The following is a 24,990-nucleotide window of genomic DNA, read 5'->3' as shown; positions in this document are numbered from 1 at the left end:
CAAAACTGCTCCAGGCCCGGCGAATCCTGGCCTGAAGCGGTATTGGCCGAGACTGGCACAAGCACTGCAATACCAAGGGCATGAACAGACCAATACCCCGGCGCCTGCGCTGATGAGCATGTTGTTACGGCAAGCCCGGCATTGCCTGGCCCCGCTGTGCCTGCCGCTGCTGATGCTGGCGCTGCCCGGTTGCTCGCCGGCCACGCCGCCAGGCTCTTCATCAGGCAATGCTTCCGCCAGCTCGGCGCTGGCCGACGAAACACGGCTGGGTGAAGACGGCGTGCTGCGTTACCCGGCGAGTGATTTTGTCGAGCAGCAACCAGGCCGGCGCGGCGGCACCTTGCGAGTCTCGGCGGCCACCGATGCCGGCAGCTTCGACATTCACGGGCTGTCGCACGGCAATATGCAGTGGATGGGACGCATCCTGTTCGACTGTCTGGTCTATCAGACCGGTGACGGCACGCTCACGCCCTGGCTGGCGAAAAGCTGGGACATCAGCCCCGACGGCAAGACCTACACCTTCCACCTGCGTGACGACGTGACCTTCAGCGATGGCGAGCGCTTCAACGCTGAAACGGTGCGGCTTAACCTTGAACACATGCGCGACCCGGCGACCAGGTCGCCGCTGGCGGCCGCTTACATCGCGCCCTACCTCAGTGGCCGGGTGGTGGATGACTACACCTTTGAGGCCACCCTGCGCGAACCCTATGCGCCGTTTCTGGATGTGCTGTCGCAAGCCTGGCTGGGCATGATCTCGCCGCGGCAGATCCGTGAAGCACCGCGCAGCATCGCCAGCCGACCCATCGGCAGCGGGCCGTTTGTGCTCGACAGCTATGTGCGCGACCAGGGTGCCAGCTTCGTGCGGCGTGCCGGTTACCAGTGGGCGCCGCCGGCCATCGCGCATCAGGGCGAAGCCTACCTGGAGCGCATTGAACTGAGTTATGTGCCCGAAGCGATGATTCGCTACACCTCCCTGGAGTCGGCGCGCAGTGACCTGGCGCTGGATGCGCCGCCGCAGAACGCGGCCGCGATCCGCAGTAATCCGCAACTGGTGCTGCGCAGCCGCATTCGCAAGGGCAACCCGAGCCGCAGCATGACCTTCAATGTGCAGCGCGTCCCGTTTGACGATGTGCGTGTACGCCAGGCGGTGGCGCGGGCTATCGACCGTGACGGTCTGGCGTGGATCAGCGGCTTCGGCGAGTTCCTGGCCAAGGGCGATTTGCTGGCGGTCAACACCCGTGACTACGACCCGGTTGCCCAGCATGCGCTGGACTACGATGTGGCCCTGGCCAACCGGTTGCTGGATGAAGCCGGCTGGACCGGGCGCGATGCCCAGGGCTACCGCACCCGCGCCGGCCAGCGCCTTGGCGCGACGATGCTCACCTATGACAACCCGGCGTTTCCGGCCAATGTCTCGGTGGCGGTGCAGGCCGATCTGAAGAAGGTCGGCTTCGACCTGCAAATCGAACTGCTGCCGGTGACTCGCGTCTCCGAGCGCCGTTACGCCGGGCAGTTCGATGCCATTGGTGGCGGTTACTGGCACACCAATACCCCCGACGGGTTGTTCATCCTCTATCACAGCCAGGCCATTCCCAGCGCCCGGCTGATTGGCCAGAACGTTGGCCATTTCAGCGACCCGTTGCTCGACCGGCTGCTGAGCGAGGCCCGGCGCAGCACCGACCCGGGCCAACGCCGCGAACTGTACCGGCAGGCCCAGCAACGCCTGGGTGAAACCGTACCGGCGGTGCCATCGGTGGAAAGCCAGATGCTGGTGGCTTATCGCAAGTCAGTCAAAGGCGTGCTGTTCGACGGCTCGCATAACGTTCCACTGTTTACCAGCTTATGGCTGGAACCGGAGTCGCCATGAAGCTGCTGCCGTTCACCCTGCGCCGTCTGCGTGACGGGCTGTTGGTTCTGTGGGCTGCGGCCAGCCTGACCTTTCTGGCGGTGACCTTCAGTGGCGGCGATACCGCACTGGCCATTCTTGGCGATACGCAGTCTTTGCCGACCCCCGAACTGCTGGCCCAGGTGCGTGCTGAATATGGCCTGGACCAACCGGTATGGGTGCAGTACGGCCACTACTTGGGACGCCTGGCCCAGGGTGATCTGGGCGAATCGTACCGTCTGCAGATTCCGGTCAGCCAGGCGATCAGCGAACAGTTGGGCGCCACCCTGCAACTGGCGGCCTGCGCCGGGTTACTGGCGGTGCTGCTGGCGCTGGCCTCGGCGCTGCTGACCGCCGGGCGCGGCCGGCGTCTGCGTGCGCTGGCTTCCGGCACCGAGCTGGTGCTGTCGTCGACCCCGTCGCTGGTCTCCGGGCTGGTGCTGCTGTGGGTGTTTGCCTTCGAGCTGCGCCTGTTGCCGCCGTCCGGCTCGCAAGGCTGGCAGTCGCTGGTGCTGCCGACCGTCGCGCTGGCCCTGCCGGTGATGGCGGTGCTGGCCCAGGTGCTGCGCCATTCGCTGGAAGACGTGCTGGAGCAGCCCTTTATCAGCCAGGCCCGCGCCCGCGGCATGAGCGACACGGCAGTGCGCTTGCGCCACGCCCTGCGTCATGCGCTGGTGCCATTGGTGACGCTGTCCGGTTATGTGTTTGCCAGCCTGTTGGGCGGCGCGGTGGTGGTGGAGCTGCTGTTCGGGCGCCAGGGCATCGGCCGCCTGATGCTCAATGCCACCTCCAACAAGGACGTGCCGCTGGTGCTGGGCGTGACCCTGCTGGCGGCGGCCATTTACGTACTGGTGAACCTGCTGGTGGACGTGTTGAACCAGTTCATCGACCCGCGCAGCAGCAGGGCCTGAATCATTCATTGCAAGGAGCTGTCATGAGCCAGAATCTTCAATCACCGGGCTACGAGGCCGAACCGGATGCCGAGCTCGATGCGCGGTTTGCCGAGGTGTTCGCGCGTATTGCGGCCGGTGCCGTCGAGCGCGAACAACAGCGTTTGCTGGCCCATGAGCCGGTGCAGTGGTTGCGCGAGGCCGGCTTTGGTGCCCTGCGCGTGCCGCGCGAGCATGGCGGGCTGGGCATCAGCCTGCCGCAACTGCTGCGCTTGCTGAGCCAATTGGGCGCAGCCGACTCGAACCTGCCGCAAATTCTGCGTGCCCATTTCGGTTTCGTCGAAGGGCGCTTGTCGTCGCGCGACAGCGCCTCGCAGGACTACTGGTTTGCCAAAGTGGCCAAGGGTGATCTGTGGGGCGCGGCCATGGCCGAGCGCACCGACAGTACGGGCAACACCGTGCAGTTGACCTCGGTGGACGCCTGCGGTGGCCTGCTCAACGGCCAGAAGTATTACTGCACCGGCACCCTGTACGCCGACTGGGTGGCGGCGGTGGCCAATGACGGCGACGACTTTGTCAGCCTGGCGGTGCCGGTGAGCGCACCCGGCGTCGAGGTGGTGGATGACTGGGACGGTTTCGGCCAGCGCCTGACCGGCAGCGGTACCACCCGTTTCGAGGCGGTGAAGGTGCCCGCCGAGCACATTCTGCGGCGCTTCAAAAAAGGCGAGCTGCGCGCCGAGTCTTACCTCAGTGCCTTCTACCAGGCCGTGCATCTGGCGACCCTGGCCGGTATCGCCCGGGCGGTGCTCAACGATGCGGTGAGCTTCGTTCAGGGCCGGACTCGCGGCTTCGGCATTCCTGGCACTTCCACGCCGGCCAATGACCCGCTGGTGCAGCGGGTCATCGGTCGCCTGTCGAGCCTGGCATTTGCCGCCGATGCTCAAGTGCGTGCGGTGGCCCACAGCCTGCAAGCGGTGTACGAGGCCGAGCAAGCCGGGCAGGCCAGCGAGGCGCATTACACCGACGTGGAAATCCACACCTTCCAGGCCCAGCAGATCGTTTTGCCCCAGGTGCTGGAGGCCACCACCTTGCTGTTTGAAGTCGGCGGCGCCTCGGCCACCAGCACCGAGCGGCGTTTTGATCGGCACTGGCGCAACGCCCGGACCCTGGCTTCGCACAACCCGGCCATCTACCGCGAACAGGCGCTGGGCAACTACTACCTCAACGGCATCACCCCCAACGCGGCCTGGCGCGCCTTGCATGCGCAGGCCAGCGAAGGACAAGGCAGCGGCGATGAAGCCAGCGCGGTGTAAGGAGAATCTATGAGCAAGCCACAAACCCAGATGAGCCTGGGCATGAATATCCTCGGTTTCGGCGCCCATGCCGCTGCCTGGCGTGAAGGCGATGCGCCGGTAGACGCGTATCTGGACGTCGATTACTACCGCAATATTGCGCGGATTTCCGAGCGCGGTTGCCTGGACGCCATCTTTCTCGCTGACGGCCCGGCGCTGGGCGGTGATGTCGCGACCCAGCCCGGTGCACGCCTGGAACCGACCATTCTGCTCACCGCCGTGGCGGCAGCCACCGAACGCATCGGAGTGATTGCCACGGCCTCGTCCACTTACAACGAGCCGTTCAACCTGGCCCGGCGCATTGCCTCACTGGACTACATCAGCGCTGGTCGTGCAGCCTGGAACGTTGTCACCAATGCCGCCGATGCAGCCGCGCAGAACTTCGGCCTGGCCGGCGCGCCGTTGCATGTCGACCGCTATGGTCGTGCCGAGGAGTTTCTCGATGTAACCCTCAAGCTCTGGGACAGCTGGGAAGACGACGCACTGATCGGTGACCGCCAGAGCGGCCGCTTCGCCGACCCGGCCAAGGTGCATACCCTGGACTTCAAGGGCCGGCATTTTTCGGTCAAAGGTCCGCTCAACCTGCCGCGCTCGCCTCAGGGGCGACCGGTGCTGGTCCAGGCTGGCTCCTCAGAAGGCGGCAAGGCGCTGGGCTCGCGCTACGCCGATGCGATTTTCACTACCCAGACCACGCTGCCCGATGGCCAGGCCTTTTACCGTGAGATGAAAGGCCGGGCCAGGGCGTGGGGGCGTAACCCTGAGCACCTGAAGATCATGCCGGGCCTGTCGACCGTGATCGGCAGCACCGAGGCCGAGGCCCATGCGCGCTTCGACCGGCTCAATGCCTGGCACGGCGAACACGGCCTGCTGCAACAGGTGGCCGGGCGTATCGGCATGGCCCCGGAAGAACTTGACCCGGATGCGCCGCTGCCGTGGGAGCGGCTTGGCGCGGTGGCCGATTTCGAGCGCGGCTCGCAGGGCTTTCTCGAAGCCCAGATCAACCTGGCGCGCCGCGAGAATCTGAGCATCCGGCAATTGTCGCGGCGCATTCTGGTCGGCCACCGGCTGCTGGTCGGCACTCCCGAACAGGTCGCCAACACCCTGGAGCAATGGTTTCTGGCGGGCGCCGGGGATGGCTTCAACATCATGCCGGACATGTTCCCCTCCGGCGTTGAGGTCTTTGTCGAACAGGTCGTGCCGTTGCTTCAGCAGCGCGGCGTGTTCCGCCGTGAATATCAGGGCCGCACCCTGCGTGACCACCTTGGCCTGCCCGTGGCCGAAAACCAGTTCACCGCCGCCCGCGCACAAGCCGCGTCCGGTTATTAAGGAGCTAAGCATGCAATACCGTCGTTTGGGTCATACCGACCTGCAAGTCAGCGTTCTGAGCCTGGGCACCATGACCTGGGGCCATCAGAACAGCGAAGCCGATGCCCACCGCCAACTGGACGCCGCCCTGGCCCACGGCATCAATCTGATCGATACCGCCGAGATGTATCCGACCCCGACCCGTGCCGACACCTGGACCACCACCGAGCGCTACATCGGCAACTGGCTGGCCGCCAGCGGCAAGCGTGAGCAGGTAATCCTGGCCAGTAAAATTGCCGGCCCTGCCCGCGACCCCAACGGTCAGAGCCATATCCGCGATGGCCTGTCGCATCACGACCGGCACAATATCGTGGCCGCGCTGGATGCCAGCCTCAAGCGCCTGCAAACCGATTACCTGGACCTGTACCAACTGCACTGGCCGGACCGCACCACCAACTTTTTTGGCATTCGCGACTACCCCTACGTGGCTGACCATCCGCACACCGCCGCGATTGAAGAAACCCTGCAGGTACTCGATGAGCAGGTCAAAGCCGGCAAGGTTCGCCACATTGGTGTGTCCAACGAAACGCCGTGGGGCGTGGCGCGTTTTCTGCGCCAGAGCGAGGATCGCGGCCTGGCCCGCATTGCCAGCATCCAGAACCCCTACAGCCTGCTCAACCGCCTGTACGAGAACGGCCTGTCGGAGTTCAGCCACCGTGATGGCATCAACCTGCTGGCGTATTCGCCGCTGGCTTTCGGTGCCCTGACCGGCAAATATCTCAATGGCGCCCGGCCTGAAGGCGCGCGGCTGTCGTCGGTGTATCGCACCTTCAACCGCTATGACAGCCCGTCGGCCAACGACGCCATCAGTGGCTATGTCGACATCGCCCGCCGCCACGGCATCAGCCCGGCGCAACTGGCCCTGGCGTTCGTCATTGCCCAGCCCTTCGTCGCCAGCGCCATCACCGGGCAGACCACCCTTGAGCAATTGCAGGACAACCTCGGTGCGCTGCAGGTGACCCTGAACGACGAAGTGCTCGGCGAGATTCAGGCGCTACACCAGCGCATCCCCAACCCGGCACCCTGATCGGGTTGTAAACACACCACTTGTGGGCGCGAGCGCTGCTCGCGAAGAGGCCCGTATGACCAGCAACGCTCCTGACGCGGTACTGACCCTGATGCGTGCCGGCCGCTCCCGCCCAGCCTGGCGCTGGCCTGCCAGCCGCCCCGGATTGTGGCTGGCCTGGGCTGTGCTCGGGCTTTTGCTGGTAGCGGTTCTGCTGCCGGGCTGGCTGGCGCCGTTTGACCCGCTGGCCGCCGATGCCCGGCAGGCATATCAGGCGCCGGGGGCGCAGTTCTGGCTGGGCAGTGATGAAAACGGCCGTGACGTGCTGAGCCGGATTATCCATGGCGCCAGACCGTCGCTGTTCATTGGACTGGCGGCGACCCTGGTCGGGCTGGGCGCCGGCACCTTGCTGGGATTGCTCGCCGGCCTGGCACCGGCCTGGCTGGACAACCTGTTGATGCGCGGGGTGGACGTGCTGTTGGCGTTCCCGGACCTGCTGCTGGCACTGGTGATCATCACGCTGTTTGGTCAAGGCACCAGCAACCTGATTCTGGCCGTGGGCATCGCTGCGGTGCCGCGTTATGCCCGGCTGGTGCGGGCACAGACCTTGAGCATCCGCAACGCCGGTTTCGTCGAGGCGGCCGTCACCTTGGGCCGGCGCCCGCTGGCGGTGGTCTGCACCCATGTGCTGCCCAATGCCATCGCGCCGGTGCTGATCATGGCCACCATCGGCTTGGGCGGCGCAATTACGGCGGGTGCGGCATTGAGCTTTCTCGGCTTTGGCGCACCGCCACCGGCCGCCGAGTGGGGCGGCATGCTGGCCATCGGTCGCAACTTTCTGGCCAACGCACCCTGGCTGGTGGCCTGGCCTGCGCTGGCGATCACCCTGAGTGTCATTTCCATCAGCGTCATTGGCCGTGACTGGCTGCGGCGTAGCGAGGGCAAAGGCTTATGAGCGTTATCCACAAGCACGCACCGTTAATAGATATCCACAACCTGCGGGTCAGTTTCGGCGGCGTACCGGTGGTGCGCGGTGTCAGCCTGCAATTGCATGCCGGGCAGTGCCTGGCGCTGGTGGGGGAGTCCGGTTCGGGCAAGAGTGTCACCGCCCGTACTTTGGTCGGGCTGAGCGGACCAGGCGCGCGGATCAGCGCCGAGCGCCTGGCGTTTGCCGGCATTGATTTGCGCGATTTCGATGAGCGCGACTGGCAACGCCTGCGCGGCGCGGCCATCGGTTTTGTGATGCAGGACGCGCTGGGTTCGCTGGACCCGTTGCGCCGGGTCGGGGCTGAGGTGCAAGAGCCGCTGCGCCTGCACACCCGGCTCAGTCATGCCGAGCAACAGCGGCGGGTGCTGGAGCTGTTGCAACAGGTCGGCGTGCCGGAGCCCGAGGTGCGGGCCCGCCAGTACCCCTGGCAGCTTTCCGGTGGCCTGCGCCAGCGTGCCTTGATCGCCTCGGCCATTGCCTGCCAGCCGCGCTTGTTGATTGCCGACGAGCCGACCACCGCGCTGGACGCGACGGTGCAGGCGCAGATTCTGCGCTTGCTTGAACAACTGCGCGGCAGCGACAACAGCTTGCTGGTGGTCAGCCACGACTTGGCCGTGGTGGCGCGGCTGGCCGATCAGGTGGCGGTGATGCGCGCCGGGGTAGTGGTCGAGCAGGGCAGCGCCGAACAGATTCTTCAAGACCCCGTCCACCCTTACACGCAAAGCTTGCTCAAGGCCGCCCGTGCGGTGCATTTCCAGCGCCCGGCCGCGCCGCTTCTGGGGTTGGTCGAAGACCCTGTGCCTGCGAGCGGTACGCCGCTGCTTGAAGCCTGCGCGCTGCGTAAAAGTTTCCCCGGCCCTAATGGCGCGCCGCGTCCGGTGCTGCACGGCGTCTCGTTGCAATTGCATGGCGGGCAAACCCTTGGCGTGGTCGGCGAATCCGGCTCTGGCAAAAGCACTTTGGGGCGCATTCTGCTCGGCCTGGAACAGGCTGACAGCGGCCAGGTGCTGCTCGATGGTCGTGACTGGTCAAGCCTGTCGCCTGAGCAACAGCGCTTGGCCCGGCAAGGTATTCAGGTGGTGTTCCAGGACCCGCAGGCCTCGTTCAACCCGCGCTTCAGCGTGCTACGGGTGCTCAGCGAAGCCTTGGCGCTGGCCGGTGTGCCCCGTGCCTTGCGACGCACCGAGGCTGCCAGCTTGCTGGAGCGCGTACACCTGCCGGTCAGCGTCCTCGACCGGCGGCCGCAGGAATTGTCCGGTGGTCAGCGCCAGCGCATCGCTATTGCCAGGGCATTGGCGATGAAGCCGCGGGTACTGGTCTGCGACGAGCCGGTGTCAGCACTGGATGTCTCGGTGCAGGCGCGGATTCTCCAATTGCTCGCTGAACTCAAGGCCGAACTGGGCCTGGCCTGTCTGTTTATTTCCCATGACCTTGGCGTGATCGAGCAGGTCAGCGACCGGGTCCTGGTGCTGCAGGGCGGCCACGTCGTGGAGCAGGGACCGGTTGCCCAGGTTCTGCGTCAGCCACGTCATGCCTACACCCGCGCGCTGCTCGACGCAGTGCCCGAGCTTCCTGCGCCGCAGCCGGCGTGGGCCAATCGTATCGCCGTATAAGGACATCACTGTGCCCAAGCAACTGCACGTCAACCTGTTCGAAATGAACTGCGTCAGCCACATCATGCATGGCATGTGGGTTCACCCGGACAATAACCGTCATCGCTTCAACGACCTGGACTACTGGACCGAGCTGGCCCAACTGCTGGAGTACGGCACCTTCGACGGTGTGTTTCTCGCCGATGTCGTGGGCGTCTACGACCGCTTTCGCAACGGCCCGGAAACCGCCCTGCGCGAAGGCTTGCAGGTGCCCAGCAATGACCCGTTGTTACTGATCCCGGCCATGGCGGCGGTGACCCGTGAACTGGGCTTTGGGGTGACTTTCTCCACCACCTACGAGCCGCCGTTTGCCTTTGCCCGGCGCATGAGCACCCTGGATCACCTGACCAAGGGCCGGGTGGGCTGGAATATCGTCACCTCCTACCTGCCCAATGCTGCGCGTAACTTCGGCCTGGACCAGGAAGTGCCCCACGATCACCGCTACGAAATCGCCGACGAATACCTTGATGTGCTCTACAAACTCTGGGAGGGTTCCTGGGACGACGACGCGGTGATTCAGGACCGTGAGCAGCGCGTGTATACCGACCCGGCCAAGGTGCGTTACATCAACCACGTGGGTGAGCATTTCAAGGTCGCCGGCCCGCACCTGTGCCAGCCTTCGCGTCAGCGCACCCCGGTGTTGTTCCAGGCCACCGGCTCGCCGGCCGGCAGCGCCTTTGCCGGGCGCCATGCCGAGGTGGTGTTCACCGGCGGCGCGACCCCGGAAGATGTGCGCCGCAACATCGCAACCATGCGCCGCAACGCCGAACAACAAGGCCGCGACCCGGCTGCCATCAAGTTCATCGTCCAGGCCGGTGTGATCGCCGGGCGCAGCGATGAGGCGGTCGCCGCCAAACTCGACAACTACCGCCGGCTGGTCAGCGCCGACGGCGCCATGGGGCATGCGCAACTGGGCATCGACCTGCGCGCTTACGCGCCCCATCAGCGGCTGACCGACATCATCAAACGTGGCGATATCGGTTGGGGCGCTCTCAACCGCTTCAACCCCGAGACCACGGTCGGGCAGATGCTGCAAGGCTTCGCCGGCCTGCAAGAGGACCGCTATTTCGTGGCCGGCACGCCTACGGTGGTGGCTGACGAGATCGAACGCTGGCTGGACGTGGACGGCATCGACGGCATCAACCTGCGCCAGTATCTGTCGTTTGAAACCGCCCGTGACTTCATCGATCTGGTGGTCCCTGAGTTGCGCCGACGCGGACGTTTTCGTGAGCGCTACACGCCGGGCGAAACCCTGCGCGAGCGGCTGTTTGGCGCAGGCCAGGCGCGCCTGCCGGCCAATCACCCGGCGGCCCGCTACCGCGACCCGGCCGCGCTCAGCCAGCCTTTGCCGCCGCTGAGATTTGCTCAGGCAGGTCAGCCATGAGTGACCCGGCAACAGAGGATGGCGGCTGGAACATTCGTCATCTGCCCGACACTCCGCTGGCGTTTGTCTGGGCCTTTATCCAGCGCTACCGGGTGGCTTATGCGGGCATGCTGGGGCTGCAAACGGCGGCGGTGATTTGTGCAGTGCTGGTGCCTTGGGCGCTGGGGCAGATCACCCGCTTGGTGACCCAGGGCCTGGAGACCGATCGCGCGTTCGATGCGCTGACCTGGCCACTGCTGGGGCTGACCGCCTTGCTGGTGCTGGAAATGCTCTTTGTGCGCTGTGCCAGCGCCCTGCATGTCTACACCCTGCCGCGCCAGCGCCGGGCGGTGACCCACGCCTTGTTCGCCTATCTGCAACAGCATTCACACCGCTACATCACCAGCGAGTTTGCCGGGGCCCTGGCGCACCGCATCAGCGAAGTCTCACTGGGCACCACCATGGCCCTGGCGATTCTGATCTTCGACCTGATCCCGCTGCTGGTTACCTTGTCGCTGGCGGTGCTGCTGTTGGCCACGGCCAACCTGTGGCTGGCGGCGTTCATGGGTTTTTGGGCGGCGGGCTTTCTGGGCCTGTGCTGGTTTTTGGCGCGGCGCAGCCATCCGCTGGCCCGGGCCTTTTCAGCGGCGCGCAGCGTCAGCACCGGCAAGGTGGTTGATGCGGTGACCAACCTGACCAACATCCGCCTGTTTGCCCGTCATCCTTTCGAGCACCAGTATCTTGGGCGTTTTCTCGACCGTGAAGTCGAAGCGGCCAAGCGTTCACTGGGCTACATGGAAAAAATCCGCTGGTTCCAGAACGGCTGCGGCGTGTTGCTCAAGCTGGGCATCCTGCTGCTGGCGCTGTGGTTGTGGCAGCGCGGCAGTATCGATATTGCCACCTTCGTCACCGCCACCAGCCTGTCGCTGATGATCATCACCGACGTCTCGGGGTTGTCGCGGCGCCTGCTGGAGTTCTTCGAAGCCACCGGCAACATCGCCAACGGCGTGCGCACCCTGATTCGCCCCCATGAAGTCACCGACCAGCCGCACGCACAGGTGCTGAAAGTGCAGCGCGGTGAAGTGCGGTTTGTGAATGTCAGCTTTGGTTATCAGCCGGAAAAGCCGGTGTTTCGCGACTTCAACCTGCACATCCCGGCCGGGCAGCGGGTGGGCTTGGTGGGCGCATCCGGCTCGGGTAAATCGACGCTGCTAAGCCTGTTGTTGCGCCTGTACGACGTCAATGCCGGGCAAGTGCTGATCGACGGCCAGGATATCCGCAGCGTGACCCAGCATTCGCTGCACCAGCAGGTGGGCTTGATTCCCCAGGAACCGGGGCTGTTCCACCGCAGCATTCGCGAGAACATCCATTACGGCCAACTGGATGCCGGCGAAGAGGCCTTGCATGCGGCCATCGAACGCGCCGGCGCCCGGCACTTCATCGAGGCCATGGAGCAGGGTTACGATTCACTGGTGGGCGAGCGCGGGGTCAAGCTTTCCGGTGGCCAACGGCAACGCATCGCCATTGCCCGGGTGTTGCTCAAGAATGCGCCCATTCTGGTGATGGACGAAGCCACCTCCAGCCTGGACTCGATCACCGAGCGTTTCATTCAGGACAAGCTCGACGAAATCATGGAAGACAAAACCACCCTGGTCGTCGCCCACCGGCTGTCCACCGTCGCGCATCTGGACCGCATCATTGTCTTTGACGAAGGCCGCATCGTCGAAGACGGAACCCACGAACAACTGCTGGCCCGACAGGGGTATTACCACCGCTTATGGAATCGCCAGGCAGCATGATGCTGCGTTGACGTTGACGTTGACGTGCTGTAGATCTTGACCTTGATCTTCAAGCACAAATCTCCCAGACGACACCGAGCGCGACGTTGGTGCAGGCCGACCCCCGGAGTGGCGTCGGAGTGAGGGAACCCCGAAGGGGCCCAACCCGGAGCAAGCGGTTTGGTTACTTTGCCAAGACAAAGTAACCCGCCCGTCGGGGCGGAACCCGACGTATGAACAACTGCGGCGATGAGCCTTGCTTCATCGTAAGGTATCCGCAGTTTCTATCAGCACACAGGTAAAAGCTGCCTTGCGGTGGTGGACGATTTTTTGCCGCGGTTGAATGTTCGTCGGGTTCCCTCACTCCGGCGCCGCTTCGGGGGGCGGCGCACATGCCCATCCATGGCCCTTATCCCCCCTACGCGGCGCCTGCGTTCGGCCTGCACCAACGTCGCGATCGGTGGTGTCTGTGCCATCTGTGCTCGAAGATCAAGAGCAGCTGTTGTACCAGCAACATCCCCTCGACACTTTGTCCATCCACCATCATCGCATCCACCCCGAACCCCAACAAAATCAAGGCATTGAGACCCGGCACGGGTCATGCAATAGCCCCTGCAACCATCTCTGCAACCGCCACTGGCGCTGTAACCCGCAGGAGCGACCTTGAACTTCAATACCCGTTACCTCACCCCGCTGTTCACAGTCCTGGCGCTGGCCGGTTGCGAGCGCCAACAGCAGGCCAGTGTCCATAGCGACCAGCCAGTACACGGCGGCACCCTGGTGTATGCCACCGACCGCGAACCCACCTGCCTGGACCCTCATGTGGCCGGCGACATGCCGCAAGTGTTCGTCGCCCAACAGTACCTCGACTCGCTGGTGTCGATGGACAGCCAAGGACAAATCGGCCCATGGCTGGCCAAAAGCTGGGAAGTCTCCGCCGACGGCCTGCGCTACACCTTCCACCTGCGCAACGACGTCAAGTTCACCGACGGCACCGCATTCAAGGCCGATGCGGTCAAAGCCAACCTCGACCACATGGCCAACCCCAAGACCCAGTCCAGTACCGCCGGGGGCTATATCCGCCAGTACCGCAGCACCGAGATCATCGACGACTACACCGCAGTGGTGCATTTGAAAACACCTTATGCGGCCTTTCTGGAAGTGCTGGCCCAGGGCTTTCTGGGCATTCAGTCGCCCACCGCGCTGGCCCGCAGCCGGGACCAGAACTGCGAAAGCCCGGTGGGCAGCGGGCCGTTCAAGGTGGTCAAGTGGCAGCGCCAAAACCAGATCGAGCTTGCGCGCAACCCCGATTACAACTGGGCGCCGCCCACCGCCAAGCACCAGGGCCCGGCGTATCTGGAGCGGGTGATCTGGAAGTTCATTCAAGAGCCTTCGGTGCGTTTTGCTTCCTTGCAGGCCGGCGAGGTCGATGTGATCGAGACCCTGCCGCCCGAGTCCCACGAAGCGGCGCGGCGCAACCCGGACCTGAAACTGATCATCGCCCAGCGGCCCGGCAACCCCACCAATGGCACGTTCAATATTCGCCGCGAACCCTTCGCCGATGTGCGTGTGCGCGAAGCCTTTGTACGCAGTGCCGATGTCGAAGGCGCGCTCAAAAGCGTGTATTTCGGCGAGTTCCCAAGGGCCGGCGGACCGTTGAGTGTGGCCACGCCGTTTTATAGCCCGGACTTCGAACGTATCCAGGACTACGACCCGGCCAGAGCCGCGCAACTGCTCGACCAGGCTGGCTGGACCCAGCGTGACAGCGAAGGTTATCGCACCAAGGACGGCAAACGGCTGCGGGTGGTGGTGGTGATCGGCGCCCGCACCCCACCGTCGGAATTGACCCTCTGGGAGCAGGTGCAGGCCACCACACGTCAGGCCGGTTTCGAGCTGGTCATGGACCAGATGAGTGATGCCCAGGCCACGGCGCGTCAGGCCGCCTGGGATTACGACATCCGCATCGGTTACTGGAACACCAACACCCCGGATGTGCTGCGCATCATCTACAGCTCGGCATTCATTCAGCCGGCCGGGGTCGGTGGTTATCACCAGAACACCGCCGGTTACGCCGATCCGGGCTTCGATGCCTTGATCGAAAGCGCCCTGGCGACCCAGGACCCCGAGCAGCGTCGGCAAATCTACTACCAGGCGCAGAAGCAGGTCGCCGCTGAGTACCTGCAGTTGGCCACGTACCCGCAGAGCACCCGCCTGGGTATCTACAAGACCGCCCATGGCGTGCGCCTGGAGCCTTCGCTGGCGGTGACCTATCTCTATGACGCATGGGTGAGCAAATGAGTATTGCAACGACGCCGTCAGGCGTGACCGATCCGCGCCGCGAACGCCTGGCCGCGCTGGGCCGCCGTGCGCTGCTGCGGCTGGGCGGTGGGGCGCTGGTGCTGCTGGCGGTCGCGACCCTGACGTTCTTTGCCTTGCGCACAATGCCGGGTGATCCGGTGCTGGCGATTCTCGGCGGGCCGAGCGCCAACCCAAGCCCGGAAACCATCGAAGCCACCCGAGCCGAGTACGGCCTGGACAAGCCGTTGCCGGTTCAGTACGTGCTGTACCTCGGCCGCCTGTTGCAAGGTGACCTCGGGGTCTCCTATTCCCAGCATATGCCAGTGACCCGGGTTCTGGCCGAGCAGGGCGGCGCGACCCTGGAACTGACCGTGGCGGCCCTGGTGCTGGCCTGGGCGCTGGTGCTGCTGACCACGGTGATCACCGCCGGGCGTGGGCGCTTGATTGGCGGCGCGGCCTCCTTGCTGGAAACCCTCAGCGCCGCATTGCCGCATTTCTGGCTGGGGGTGGTGTTGCTGGCGGTGTTTGCCTTCGGCCTGCGCTGGTTCCCGCCAGCCGGCAGCGACAGCCTGGCAACCCTGGTGTTGCCGGCCTTTTCACTGGCCATTCCGCTGGCCGGGTTCATTGCCCAGGTGACCCGCGAGTCGCTGGAACTGACCCTGGAGCAACCCTTCGTGTTGACTGCCCGCACCCGTGGCCTGAGCGATCTGAAAGTACGTTTCAAGCATGCCCTGCGCCATGCCTTGCTGCCGGGGGTGTCGCTGTCGGGCTGGGCCATCGGTGCGCTGATCAGCGGCGCGGTGGTCTGTGAAGTGATCTTCTCGCGCAAGGGCGTGGGCCGTCAGTTGTATCAGGCTGTGCAAACCCAGGACCTGCCGCTGGTGATCGGCATCAGCCTGGTGGTGGCCGCCGGCTATGTGCTGGCCAACATTCTGGTGGACCTGCTTTATCAATGGATCGACCCTCGGCAACAGGAGCAGCACTGATGAGCGAACTGACCCTTGCGGCAACTCACCGTCCGCTGCTGCGCCAACGCCGTTGGCGCCTGCCACCCTGGGGCGCAACGCTGTCGATCGGCTTTCTCGGCTTGCTGGTACTCGCCGCGCTGGCCCCACAGTTGTTCACCCGCATCGACCCGCTGGCCATCGTGCCCCGCGACGCCTTTGTGCCGCCGGGCTGGGAACACTGGCTGGGCACCGATCAGTCAGGCCGCGATATTTTTGCCCGGATCATCCATGGCACCCGGCAAAGCCTGTTCATCGGGGTGGCCGCCACCGCGTTATCCATAACCATCGCCATTGCCTTGGGGCTGCTGGGCGGACTGGGTGGGGCGCGTATCGACCGTGGTGTGGGCTGGCTGCTTGAAGTGCTGTTTGCCTTCCCAAGTCTGGTGCTGGCGCTGTTGTTCGTCGCGGTATTCGGCAGCGGTATCGGCCCGCTGATCATCGCCACCGGTCTGGGCGGTGCCCCCGGTTATGCGCGCATGGTCCGTGGCCAGGTACTGGCGGTGCGCAATGCCGGTTACATCGAGGCGGCCCGGGCGCTGGGCCACCCGACCTCGCGCATTATCCTGCGCCAGTTGCTGCCCAATGCCATGCGTCCGTTGGTGGTGACCATCACCATGGGTGTCGGCCAGGCCATCGTCTGGGCGTCGGCGCTGAGCTTTCTGGGGCTGGGTGCCCGACCTCCGGCGCCGGAGTGGGGCACCATGCTGTCGATGGGCCGCGACTTCATTGCCACTGCCTGGTGGCTGACCTTCTTTCCCGGCCTGTTCATCGTGCTGACCACCCTGTCGACCACGGCGACCGGCCGCTACATCCAGAAACGCCTGGAGGGCCGCCTGCCATGAGCGATAACACTCTGATTGTCGATGGCCTGAACGTCTCGTTCGATGGCCAGACCGTGGTCCACGACCTGTCCTTTACCTTGGCGCCGGGACGCTGCGTGGCCCTGGTCGGTGAATCGGGCTCGGGCAAGAGCGTCAGTGCCCGCAGCCTGGTCGGGCTGGCCGGCGGCCGGGCCGAGGTGGCCGCCAGGGGCCTGAGTTTTGCCGGGCGCGACCTGCTGAGCCTGAGCGAGCGGCAATGGCGCAGCGTGCGCGGCAAGGACATTGGCTTTGTGCTGCAGGACGCGTTGGTGTCGCTGGACCCGTTGCGCCCGGTGGGCAAAGAGATTCTTGAAGTGCTGGAAACCCATCGCTTCGGCAACCGCACGCAACGCCAGGCGCGGGTACTGGAATTGCTGGAGCGGGTCGGCGTGCCGGATGTTGCGCTGCGTGCCCGGCAGCGCCCAGGACAGTTGTCTGGCGGCTTGCGCCAGCGGGCGTTGATCGCCAGTGCGCTGGCGATGGACCCGGCGCTGGTGATTGCCGACGAGCCGACCACTGCGCTGGACGCCACGGTGCAGGCGCAGATCCTTGAGGTCTTCCAGCAGATCAAGGCCCGTGGCGCCTCGTTACTGATCATCAGCCATGACCTGGCGGTGGTCGCGCAACTGGCTGACGACGTGGTGGTCATGCGTCACGGTGAAGTGGTCGAGCAAGGCCCGATGGAGCAAGTGCTGCGCCAGCCGACCCATGCCTACACCAAAGCGCTGCTGGCGGCGGTGCCCGCTGAGCATCCACGCGGCAGCCGACTGTCGCCGGAGCGTGCCAGCTACGTGTCGCCGCCAGTGCGTCAGGACGCTGAAGTGCTGCTGCGCGCCCAGGGTTTGGGTAAACGTTATCTGGGGCCTGACGGCCAGGTACGGCAAGTGGTGCGGGATGTCGGCTTTGAGCTGCGCTCCGGCCGCACGCTGGGCATCGTCGGTGAATCGGGCTCAGGCAAAACCACCGTGGCGCGTATCGCTTTGGGCCTGTTGCAGCCTGATGCCGGTGAAGTGCATTACCGGGGCCAGCCGTGGAATCTGCCCCACGGCGGGGTTGATGAAAAGCATCGCCGGCCGCTGCGCCGTGAGATCAGCGTGATCTACCAGGACCCGCTCAGCTCGTTCGATCCGCGCTGGAGCGTGGCGCAGATTCTCGACGACGCCTTGCACGTTGCCGGTATCGACGCCCAACAGCGCCCGGCGCGCATCACCCGCTTGCTCAATCAGGTGCGCCTGCCCGCAGAACTGGCCGAGCGCAGGCCATTGCAGTTGTCCGGTGGTCAGCGCCAGCGGGTCGCCATCGCCCGGGCCATTGCCAGTGAGCCCAAGGTGATTGTCTGTGACGAGCCGGTCTCGGCGCTGGACGTGTCGGTCCAGGCCCAGGTACTGGACCTGTTGGCTGACCTGCAAGACGAGTTGGGCCTGGCTTACCTGTTCATTTCCCACGACCTGGGGGTGATTCGCCACGTCAGCGACGACGTGTTGGTGATGCGCCATGGTGAGGTGGTGGAGCTGGCCCCGGTTGAGCAACTGTTTGAGCAGCCGGCCCATGAATACACCCGGCGCCTGCTGGGCTCGGTGCCGCGTTTGCCCGGCAGCGGCGCCGAACTGCAAGTGCCGCCGCTGGACCCGGAACACGAGGCGTTCGATCTGTTCGATGAAACCCGCCTCTGGAAAATCGCCATTTAAGGACTGCCTGATGACCACTTATCAACGACTGCCCACCCAGCCTGCGGCGACCAGTGTGGCTGAACTCAAGGCGCGTATTGCGGCGCTGCTGCCCGAGATTGGCGCAGGCTCCGCCGAGCGCGAGCGTGAACGCCGCTTGCCGTTCGAGGCAATTGCCCGACTGGCCGCCGCCGGTCTCTACACCGTGCGCATCCCGCGCCGCTTTGGCGGCCCCGAAGGCAGTGTGCGCGATGTGATCGAACTGCTGCTGCAAGTGGCCTCGGTGGACTCCAATGTCGCCCAGGCGCTGCGTCCCGGCTTTGCCTTTGTCGAAGGCTTGCTGGCTTCAACCAGCGATGACGCCGAACCAGAGCGCCAGCATTGGTTTGCCCGCTATCTGGATGGCGCGGTGATTGGCAATGCCGGCTGGGAACTGGGCGGTGCCAATGGCTCGATTGCCGCACGGCTGGTGCGCGAGGGCGATCACTACCGGGCAACCGGCAGCAAGTTCTACAGCACCGGTGCGCTGTTCGCTGACTGGGTCAGCGCCGTGGCGCTGGACGAAGATGAACAGCCGGTGTCGTTCATCCTGCCCCGTGGCCGTGAGGGCCTGGAGTTGCTCGACGACTTCGACGCCATGGGCCAGCGCCTGACCGCCAGTGGCACCACTCACCTGCATAACGTGCGGGTCGACGCCAGCGAACTGCGCACCCGCACCGTGGAAGAAGGCAAGCGCACCATCGTCACGCCCTTCCTGCAATTGTTCCTCGGCACCGTGCAGGCCGGTATCGCCCGTAATGCACTGAATGACGCCAGCCGGTTTGCCCGCGAACATGCCAGGCCGATCAAGCACAGCAGCGCCAGCCAGTCGGTGGACGACCCTTACGTGGAGTTGTCGGTGGGCGATATCGCTGCCCGTGCTTATGGCGCCGAGGCGCTGGTGTTGCGCGCCGCCGACAGCATCGACCGGGCCTGGGCCGAAGGCTTGCAAGACGCTGACGTCGAGCAGGCCGCCGTGGAGGTCGCCCAGGCCCAGTACCTGGTGGCCGAACTGGCGCTCAAGGCGGCTGAGACGGTGTTCGATGTGGGCGGCGCGTCCACCACCGGGCGGGCGCACAACCTGGACCGGCATTGGCGCAACGCCCGCACCGTGGCCAACCACAACCCACGGCACTGGAAAGCTGCAGTGGTCGGTGCCTGGCAGCTCAAAGGCACGCGGCCGCCGGTCTCGGGCCTGTTTTGAGCGCGATACCGGTCACGTTAGCCACCGCTGAGCAAAGCCCGAAAGTGCCGGTGATCATCGGCGCAGCGCTGTTCATGGAGTTGCTCGACAGCACGGCGGTGATGACCGCCTTGCCAAAAATGGCCGAGGACCTTGGCGAACCGGGCTTGCGCATGAACCTGGTGGTGTCGCTTTACGTGCTGGCGCTGGCCTTGTTCGTGCCGGTCAGCGGCTGGGCGGCCGAACGCTTTCGGCCGCGCCAGGTGCTGTTGCTGGCGATGGGCATGTTTACCGTTGCGTCCTTGGTCTGCGCCCTGGCTGACACGCTGTTGGAGCTGTGTCTGGGGCGTATGGTGCAGGGCGCTTGCGCGGCATTGATGACCCCGGTTGGGCAGGTGATCATCCTGCGCTGGTCCAGTCGCGAACAACTGCTGCAAGCCATGTCATGGCTGGCCTTGCCGGCGTTGGTCGGGCCACTGGTGGGGCCACTGCTCGGGGGCGTGCTGGTGACCTGCCTGAGCTGGCAGTGGATCTTCTTCATCAACCTGCCGATCTGTTTGTTCGGCTGCTGGCTGATTGTGCGCCATGTGCCGGACTTTCCGGCGCGCCAGGTGCCGCCGCTGGACAAGCGCGGGCTGCTATTGGGCGGCGGAGCATTGGCGCTGCTGGTGTTCGGCTTCGACTCCCTGGCGCAAGGCGAACTGCCCAGGTTGCTGGCTGGCGGCTTGATTGTCGGTGGTGGGTTGTTGGTGCTTGGGTATGTCATCCATGCCCGGCGCCATCGTGACTCACTCATCGACCTCGGACTGTTTCGCCTGCCCGGCTTTCGTTTGAGCCAGGCAGGTGGCGCGCTGTTTCGTCTGGGCACTTCGGCCCAGCCATTTTTGTTGGTGCTGTTGCTGCAGAACTGCCTGGGCATGACCCCGCTGGCCGCTGGTTGGCTGGTGGTGTGTGGCGGGGTTGGCGCTTTGCTGATGAAACTGCTGGCGGTGCCGCTGGTGCGGCGCTTTGGCTATCGTCACCTGCTGGCTGGTAACGCCCTGCTCAGCGCCTTGGGCATCGCCCTGTGCGCCAGCTTTGACCGCGACATGGCCGGGTGGATGATGGCGCTGATCCTGTTCAGCGCAGGGCTGGTGCGCTCGCTGCAATTCACCACCATGGGCGCGGTGACCTACCTGGACGTACCGCTGGAACGCAGCGCCGCCGCCAGCAGCCTGTCGGCCATGGCCGGGCAACTGGTGATGAGCGTCTCGGTGAGCATGGCCGGGGTATTACTGGGCCAGTTGGCGAGCCTGGATGGGCGCAGCAAAACCTCGGTCGGTGATATCGTCGTGGTGCTGTTGTTGTGTGCGCTATCGTGCGCGGCATCGAGTGTGGTGTTTTATCGCCTGGCCAATACGGCGCAACCGCTGCAAGGAGATAAGGGTGACTGAAACCGGAATTCGCCCCGCGACAGCGTTTGATGGCGCCAGAATCGCTGCCATTCATATTCAGGCCTGGCAACAGGGTTATGCACACTTGCTGCCTGAGCACTACCTGCGCGGCCTGGGCAATCAGTTGCCCGCCCGCACCCGGCAGTGGCAAGAGCGGATTGGCGAGGGGCAGCGAGTGTTGTTGGCTGAACGCGCCGGGCAGGTCATCGGCTGGCTGGTCTGGGGCCACAGCCGCGATGCCGAGGCGGGGCCTGATTGCGGCGAGATTCACGCCATCAACCTGGACCCGGCCCACTGGCGGCTGGGTGCCGGGCGGCGATTGATGGAAACGGCCCATGCCGAACTGGCTGGCGCGGGGTTTAGTGAGGTGACCCTGTGGGTGCTGGAAGGCAATGCCCGAGCTCTGGCGTTCTACCAGACCCTGGGTTACCAGCGTGATCAAGGGCTGGTGCATGAACAAGAGCGCGGCGGTGTCACACTGCGCGAGTGGCGGCTGCGCAGGCCGCTGGCATAGCTGCGACCTGCACTTGGTAGGCGCGAGCTTGCTCGCGAAAGCTATTTTCCAGACGCAAAAAATGCTGCGCCTGTCCCGACCCTTTCGCGACCAAGGTCGCTCCTACAGTCATCGCAGCCTATGGGAGGCTGCTCTGCAGGCGAATGCAGTGCGCAGCGCTGCCAGAAATCTGTGAAACACGCAGAATTTACGACTGCTAACACAGCTGATCAAGGGGCCGGAATCAAGGCAAACAGATTGTATATCCCATTGACATATCCATGAATCGAACTACCATGGGATATACATATGACATATCCGTGGAGGTGAGCATGGAACAAGGATCAGTGTTTCTCAGTAATCGCAGTCAGGCCGTACGCTTACCCAAGGCCGCAGCACTGCCTGATGATGTTAAACGTGTCGATGTGATCGTCATCGGTAGAACCCGGATTCTGACCCCCGCAGGTGAGTCCTGGGACAGCTGGTTTGACGGTGAAGGTGTCACTGCCGATTTCATGACTGATCGTGAACAGCCCGCCGATCAAGAGCGGGAATCGTTTTAATGCTCAAGTTCATGCTCGATACCAACATCTGCATCTTCACTATCAAGAACAAGCCTCAGCATGTACGCGAGATGTTCAAAGCGCGACATGGTCAACTTTGCATCAGCACTGTGACCTTGATGGAGCTCATTTACGGCGCGGAAAAGTCCTCCAGCCCGGCGCGCAATCTGGCTGATGTAGAAGGCTTTGCAGCACGACTTGAAGTCCTTAAATACGATCAGGATGCGGCAGCGCACACAGGCCAACTGCGGGCCGAACTTGCCAGGGCGGGTACGCCAATCGGCCCCTATGATCAAATGATTGCGGGGCATGCCCGTTCGTCAGGATTGATCCTGGTAACCAATAACCTGTGCGAGTTCAACCGTGTGCCGGGTCTGCGCGTTGAAGACTGGGTTTAATGATATTTGTTTAGGTCGTGGGTGCGAGCTTGCTCGCGAAAGGGCCGGTCCAGACAATACATATGTTTCGTCTGGCAGATAGCTTTCGCGAGCAAGACGGATCGCCGCCCGCTCGCTCCTACAGTACCCGCGCATCATGCAATGCGCTCAACGCCTGGCTGCGCAGCCTTGCCAGGGTGTCGTCGCTGCGTTCGCGGGGGTAGCTCAGCGGTACGTGCAGTTCCTGGCGCACGGTGCCGGGCCGGTTGCCGATCACCAGCACCCGATTGCTCAGGTACAGCGCTTCGTCGATGTCGTGGGTCACCACCAATAATCCGATATGGTGTCGGCGGGCCAGCTCCAGCAGCAGGTCTTGCAGCTTGTAGCGGGTAAAGGCATCCACCGCGCTGAACGGTTCGTCGAGCAGTAGCAACTCAGGCTGGCCATACAGGCCACGGGCGATGGCCACCCGTTGCGCCATGCCGCCAGACAGCTGTTTGGGCAGGGCGTCGGCAAAGCCGCTCAGGCCCACTTCGTCGATCAACGCCGCAACCCGCTCACGGTCGTACTGGCGGTCGTCGCTGAAGCCGATATTGTCGGCCACGCTCAGCCACGGCATCAGCCGCGGTTCCTGGAACACGAAACCGACCTGTTCGGGCCGCTGGCGCAGCTCACCGACAAAGTCGCTGTCCAGTTGCGCCACCAGGCGCAGCAGGGTGCTTTTGCCACAACCGCTGGGGCCGAGCAGGCTGACGATTTCGCCGGGTTGCAACCGCAGGTCGATCTGGCCCAGTACGGGCGTTTCGGCAAAGGCTTTGCGCTCGACCCGCAAGTGCAACAGATCAGCGCTGGATGGGGTTGCCTGGGCAATACTCATGGTTGGGCTCCGGGGCCTGCGCCGTCAAAGGTGTCGCGCCAGGTCAGCCAGCGGCGCTCAAGGCTGGCCAGCAGGCCGTCGCTGATTTTGCCCAGCAGGGCCAGAACGATAATGGCCGCCAGCACCAGGTCGGGCCGTGAGGTTTCGCGGCCATCGCTGAGCAGGTAACCCAGGCCGCGGGTGGCGGCGATCAGTTCGGCGGCCACCAGAAACATCCAGCTCAGGCTCAAGGCACTGCGCAGGCCGGTGAACACCCCGGGAAACGCCGCAGGCAACAGAATGCGCCGGGCCAGGCGCGCACGGCTGAAGCCGTACATGCGCCCGACTTCAACCAGTTTGCGGTCGATATTGCGAATCGCCGCCACGCCATTGAGGTACACCGGAAAAAACGCACCGATGGCAATCAGCACCACCTTGGAGGTTTCGCCGATGCCCAGCCACAGCAATAGCAACGGCACCCAGGCCAGGCTGGGAATGGCGCGCAGGCTGGCGAAGGTTGGCTCCAGCCAGGCCTCGGCTTCGCGGCTCAGGCCGACCCAGGCGGCGAACAGCAGCCCCAGACTGGCGCCCACTGCGAAACCGGCCAGCACTCGCGACAGGCTGGCGCCGATATGTTTCCACAGCGCGCCGTCGGCCAGTTGCACCAGGGTTTGCGCCACTTCGCTGGGCGCGGGCATCTGATAGGAGGCGATCCAGCCCAGGCGCACCACCGCTTCCAGAACCACAATGATCAGCACCGGCAGTGCCAGGCCCTTGGCCCGCCGCCACTGGCCGGTGTTGCTGGTCGGGCGCTCGGCAGGTGCCGCTGCGCTCAGCGCCTTGCTGGTCTGGCTCATGGCTGGATACTGGCTTTGCCGAACGACGGCTCGATCAACTGGTCGATCACTTGCTTGACGTCCACGCCACGTTTGACCAGTTCCTCAGAGACCAGAATCGGTGCTGCGGCCTGCGAGGCGGCGATGTCTTTGTCGCTCAGTTGCGGCGCCGACAGGTCGGTACGGGTCAGCTGCAGCTTGGCCACGTCGAGCGGCAATTTGGATTCATCAGCCAGCAGTTTGGCGAACTCTTCAGGGTGTTCGAGTGCCCAGCGCCGCGCCTGCTCATAGGCCTTGATCACCGTATTGATGGTTTGTGGATGCTCTTTGGCGAAGGTCTCGGTCACGCTGATCACCCCGTAGCTGTTGAAGTCCTTGTTGCGATACAGCAGGCGCGAGCCGGCTTGCAGTTCACTGGCGGCCATGTGCGGGTCCAGGCCTGCCCAGGCATCGACATCGCCTTTTTCCAGGGCGGTGCGGCCATCGGGGTGTTGCAGGTGCAGCAGTTCCACGTCGTTCTTGTTCAGCCCGGCACCGGCCAGGGCGCGCAGGGTGAACAGGTACGGGTCGGTGCCTTTGGTGGCCGCGATTTTCTTGCCCTTGAGGTCGTTGATGCTTTTCAGCGGTGAATCCTTGCTGACCACCAGCGCGGTCCATTCGGCGCGGCTGTAGACGTACACCGATTTGATCGGGCTGCCGTTGGCGCGGGCCAACACGGCGGACAGGCTGGCCGACGAACCGAAGTCGGCGCCGCCACTGTTGAGGTATTCCAGCGAGCGGTTACTGCCCTGGCTGAATACCCAGCTGACTTTCGAATCGGGCAGGGCTTTTTCCAGCCAGCCGAAGTGCTTGAGTACCAGGCTCACCGGCGAGTAATAGGCGTAATCCAGGCGCACTTCCTTGGGCGCGGTCTCGGCATAAGCGGTGCTGTTCAGGGCCAGGCCGGCGATGCAGGCGGCGGCCAGAATTTTCAGGGAGCGGGGCAGACGGGTCAGCGATGAGGCCAGGAGAGTCAGACGCATGGGTAGGTTCCGCAAGGCATGGAAGACGGGCTGTGAATCAGCTGTTGGGTAACCATGACTGTTTGCACGGGACATGC

21 protein-coding genes are annotated in these 24,990 nt (G+C 64.4%); 18 read left to right on the top strand and 3 right to left on the bottom strand.

The window, feature by feature from the left end:
- Positions 1–112 precede the first annotated feature (112 nt).
- The 18 genes from NJC40_RS01920 to vapC all read left to right on the top strand — a co-directional run bounded on the left by NJC40_RS01920 (position 113) and on the right by vapC (position 22,220).
- Positions 113–1,867, top strand: a complete 1,755-nt coding sequence (locus NJC40_RS01920; RefSeq protein ID WP_253140622.1) for an ABC transporter substrate-binding protein — start codon at positions 113–115, stop codon at positions 1,865–1,867.
- Positions 1,864–2,796: an ABC transporter permease gene (locus tag NJC40_RS01915; protein WP_045483341.1), complete on the top strand. Its 933-nt coding sequence runs from the start codon at positions 1,864–1,866 to the stop codon at positions 2,794–2,796. Before NJC40_RS01920 ends, NJC40_RS01915 begins: the two co-directional genes overlap by 4 nt.
- A 23-nt stretch (positions 2,797–2,819) precedes the next feature.
- Positions 2,820–4,088, top strand: coding sequence for an acyl-CoA dehydrogenase family protein (locus NJC40_RS01910; RefSeq protein ID WP_253140621.1), 1,269 nt, complete (start codon positions 2,820–2,822; stop codon positions 4,086–4,088).
- 9 nt (positions 4,089–4,097) lie between these two features.
- Entirely contained in the window at positions 4,098–5,453 is a 1,356-nt protein-coding gene (locus NJC40_RS01905; protein WP_253140620.1) for an LLM class flavin-dependent oxidoreductase, read from the top strand.
- Positions 5,454–5,463: 10 nt separating this feature from the next.
- Positions 5,464–6,519, top strand: coding sequence for an NADP(H)-dependent aldo-keto reductase (locus NJC40_RS01900; RefSeq protein WP_253140619.1), 1,056 nt, complete (start codon positions 5,464–5,466; stop codon positions 6,517–6,519).
- A 91-nt stretch (positions 6,520–6,610) separates the two neighbouring features.
- Complete coding sequence (locus tag NJC40_RS01895) at positions 6,611–7,453, top strand: ABC transporter permease (RefSeq protein ID WP_363321683.1); 843 nt, start codon at positions 6,611–6,613, stop codon at positions 7,451–7,453.
- A complete protein-coding gene (locus NJC40_RS01890; RefSeq protein ID WP_253140617.1) occupies positions 7,450–9,099 on the top strand; it encodes a dipeptide ABC transporter ATP-binding protein in 1,650 nt (549 codons plus the stop codon). Before NJC40_RS01895 ends, NJC40_RS01890 begins: the two co-directional genes overlap by 4 nt.
- Before the next feature lie 10 nt (positions 9,100–9,109).
- The gene (locus NJC40_RS01885; protein ID WP_253140616.1) at positions 9,110–10,522 is read left to right on the top strand and encodes an LLM class flavin-dependent oxidoreductase; all 1,413 of its coding nucleotides are present in this window, start codon (positions 9,110–9,112) and stop codon (positions 10,520–10,522) included.
- Positions 10,519–12,300, top strand: a complete 1,782-nt coding sequence (locus NJC40_RS01880) for an ABC transporter ATP-binding protein (RefSeq protein WP_253140615.1) — start codon at positions 10,519–10,521, stop codon at positions 12,298–12,300. Before NJC40_RS01885 ends, NJC40_RS01880 begins: the two co-directional genes overlap by 4 nt.
- Positions 12,301–12,972: 672 nt before the next feature.
- Positions 12,973–14,577, top strand: coding sequence for an ABC transporter substrate-binding protein (locus NJC40_RS01875; RefSeq protein WP_253140674.1), 1,605 nt, complete (start codon positions 12,973–12,975; stop codon positions 14,575–14,577).
- On the top strand, positions 14,574–15,563 hold the full coding sequence (locus NJC40_RS01870; protein ID WP_253140614.1) for an ABC transporter permease: 990 nt from the start codon (positions 14,574–14,576) through the stop codon (positions 15,561–15,563). The genes NJC40_RS01875 and NJC40_RS01870 overlap by 4 nt, the downstream gene beginning before the upstream one ends.
- Positions 15,563–16,426 (top strand): ABC transporter permease, encoded by an 864-nt coding sequence (locus NJC40_RS01865; RefSeq protein WP_045483330.1) that lies wholly within the window; start codon positions 15,563–15,565, stop codon positions 16,424–16,426. The genes NJC40_RS01870 and NJC40_RS01865 overlap by 1 nt, the downstream gene beginning before the upstream one ends.
- On the top strand, positions 16,423–18,132 hold the full coding sequence (locus NJC40_RS01860; protein WP_253140613.1) for a dipeptide ABC transporter ATP-binding protein: 1,710 nt from the start codon (positions 16,423–16,425) through the stop codon (positions 18,130–18,132). The genes NJC40_RS01865 and NJC40_RS01860 overlap by 4 nt, the downstream gene beginning before the upstream one ends.
- 10 nt (positions 18,133–18,142) lie before the next feature.
- Positions 18,143–19,354, top strand: coding sequence for an acyl-CoA dehydrogenase family protein (locus NJC40_RS01855; RefSeq protein WP_253140612.1), 1,212 nt, complete (start codon positions 18,143–18,145; stop codon positions 19,352–19,354).
- Positions 19,351–20,766: an MFS transporter gene (locus NJC40_RS01850; RefSeq protein ID WP_253140611.1), complete on the top strand. Its 1,416-nt coding sequence runs from the start codon at positions 19,351–19,353 to the stop codon at positions 20,764–20,766. Before NJC40_RS01855 ends, NJC40_RS01850 begins: the two co-directional genes overlap by 4 nt.
- The gene (locus NJC40_RS01845) at positions 20,759–21,280 is read left to right on the top strand and encodes a GNAT family N-acetyltransferase (protein WP_253140610.1); all 522 of its coding nucleotides are present in this window, start codon (positions 20,759–20,761) and stop codon (positions 21,278–21,280) included. Before NJC40_RS01850 ends, NJC40_RS01845 begins: the two co-directional genes overlap by 8 nt.
- Positions 21,281–21,591: 311 nt before the next feature.
- Positions 21,592–21,822 carry a type II toxin-antitoxin system VapB family antitoxin gene (gene vapB / locus NJC40_RS01840; RefSeq protein WP_253140609.1) on the top strand — a complete coding sequence of 77 codons (231 nt, stop codon included), beginning with the start codon at positions 21,592–21,594 and terminating at the stop codon, positions 21,820–21,822.
- On the top strand, positions 21,822–22,220 hold the full coding sequence (gene vapC / locus NJC40_RS01835; protein ID WP_253140608.1) for a type II toxin-antitoxin system tRNA(fMet)-specific endonuclease VapC: 399 nt from the start codon (positions 21,822–21,824) through the stop codon (positions 22,218–22,220). Before vapB ends, vapC begins: the two co-directional genes overlap by 1 nt.
- Positions 22,221–22,338: 118 nt before the next feature.
- Here vapC and NJC40_RS01830 read toward each other — a convergent pair whose 3' ends face one another.
- The 3 genes from NJC40_RS01830 to NJC40_RS01820 are packed head-to-tail and all read right to left on the bottom strand — an operon-like array spanning position 22,339 to position 24,913.
- A complete protein-coding gene (locus tag NJC40_RS01830; protein ID WP_253140607.1) occupies positions 22,339–23,076 on the bottom strand; it encodes an ABC transporter ATP-binding protein in 738 nt (245 codons plus the stop codon).
- Positions 23,073–23,912 carry an ABC transporter permease gene (locus NJC40_RS01825; RefSeq protein WP_253140606.1) on the bottom strand — a complete coding sequence of 280 codons (840 nt, stop codon included), beginning with the start codon at positions 23,910–23,912 and terminating at the stop codon, positions 23,073–23,075. The genes NJC40_RS01830 and NJC40_RS01825 overlap by 4 nt, the downstream gene beginning before the upstream one ends.
- Complete coding sequence (locus NJC40_RS01820; protein ID WP_253140605.1) at positions 23,909–24,913, bottom strand: aliphatic sulfonate ABC transporter substrate-binding protein; 1,005 nt, start codon at positions 24,911–24,913, stop codon at positions 23,909–23,911. Before NJC40_RS01820 ends, NJC40_RS01825 begins: the two co-directional genes overlap by 4 nt.
- Positions 24,914–24,990 lie beyond the last annotated feature (77 nt).

Origin of the sequence: Pseudomonas sp. 21LCFQ02 (assembly GCF_024129895.2) — a bacterium.
Taxonomy (GTDB): domain Bacteria; phylum Pseudomonadota; class Gammaproteobacteria; order Pseudomonadales; family Pseudomonadaceae; genus Aquipseudomonas.
This window is presented reverse-complemented; position numbering and strand designations above follow the sequence as displayed.

Excerpts from the sequence above, each read along its gene's own strand:
- NJC40_RS01870 (WP_253140614.1), top strand. The coding sequence starts at position 14,574 with ATGAGTATTGCAACGACGCCGTCAGGCGTGACCGATCCGCGCCGCGAA.
- NJC40_RS01855 (WP_253140612.1), top strand. The coding sequence starts at position 18,143 with ATGACCACTTATCAACGACTGCCCACCCAGCCTGCGGCGACCAGTGTG.
- NJC40_RS01915 (WP_045483341.1), top strand. The coding sequence starts at position 1,864 with ATGAAGCTGCTGCCGTTCACCCTGCGCCGTCTGCGTGACGGGCTGTTG.
- NJC40_RS01910 (WP_253140621.1), top strand. The coding sequence starts at position 2,820 with ATGAGCCAGAATCTTCAATCACCGGGCTACGAGGCCGAACCGGATGCC.
- NJC40_RS01880 (WP_253140615.1), top strand. The coding sequence starts at position 10,519 with ATGAGTGACCCGGCAACAGAGGATGGCGGCTGGAACATTCGTCATCTG.
- NJC40_RS01860 (WP_253140613.1), top strand. The coding sequence starts at position 16,423 with ATGAGCGATAACACTCTGATTGTCGATGGCCTGAACGTCTCGTTCGAT.
- vapB (WP_253140609.1), top strand. The coding sequence starts at position 21,592 with ATGGAACAAGGATCAGTGTTTCTCAGTAATCGCAGTCAGGCCGTACGC.
- NJC40_RS01900 (WP_253140619.1), top strand. The coding sequence starts at position 5,464 with ATGCAATACCGTCGTTTGGGTCATACCGACCTGCAAGTCAGCGTTCTG.
- NJC40_RS01830 (WP_253140607.1), bottom strand. The coding sequence starts at position 23,076 with ATGAGTATTGCCCAGGCAACCCCATCCAGCGCTGATCTGTTGCACTTG.
- NJC40_RS01905 (WP_253140620.1), top strand. The coding sequence starts at position 4,098 with ATGAGCAAGCCACAAACCCAGATGAGCCTGGGCATGAATATCCTCGGT.
- NJC40_RS01890 (WP_253140617.1), top strand. The coding sequence starts at position 7,450 with ATGAGCGTTATCCACAAGCACGCACCGTTAATAGATATCCACAACCTG.
- NJC40_RS01825 (WP_253140606.1), bottom strand. The coding sequence starts at position 23,912 with ATGAGCCAGACCAGCAAGGCGCTGAGCGCAGCGGCACCTGCCGAGCGC.
- vapC (WP_253140608.1), top strand. The coding sequence starts at position 21,822 with ATGCTCAAGTTCATGCTCGATACCAACATCTGCATCTTCACTATCAAG.
- NJC40_RS01895 (WP_363321683.1), top strand. The coding sequence starts at position 6,611 with ATGCGTGCCGGCCGCTCCCGCCCAGCCTGGCGCTGGCCTGCCAGCCGC.
- NJC40_RS01820 (WP_253140605.1), bottom strand. The coding sequence starts at position 24,913 with ATGCGTCTGACTCTCCTGGCCTCATCGCTGACCCGTCTGCCCCGCTCC.
- NJC40_RS01920 (WP_253140622.1), top strand. The coding sequence starts at position 113 with ATGAGCATGTTGTTACGGCAAGCCCGGCATTGCCTGGCCCCGCTGTGC.
- NJC40_RS01865 (WP_045483330.1), top strand. The coding sequence starts at position 15,563 with ATGAGCGAACTGACCCTTGCGGCAACTCACCGTCCGCTGCTGCGCCAA.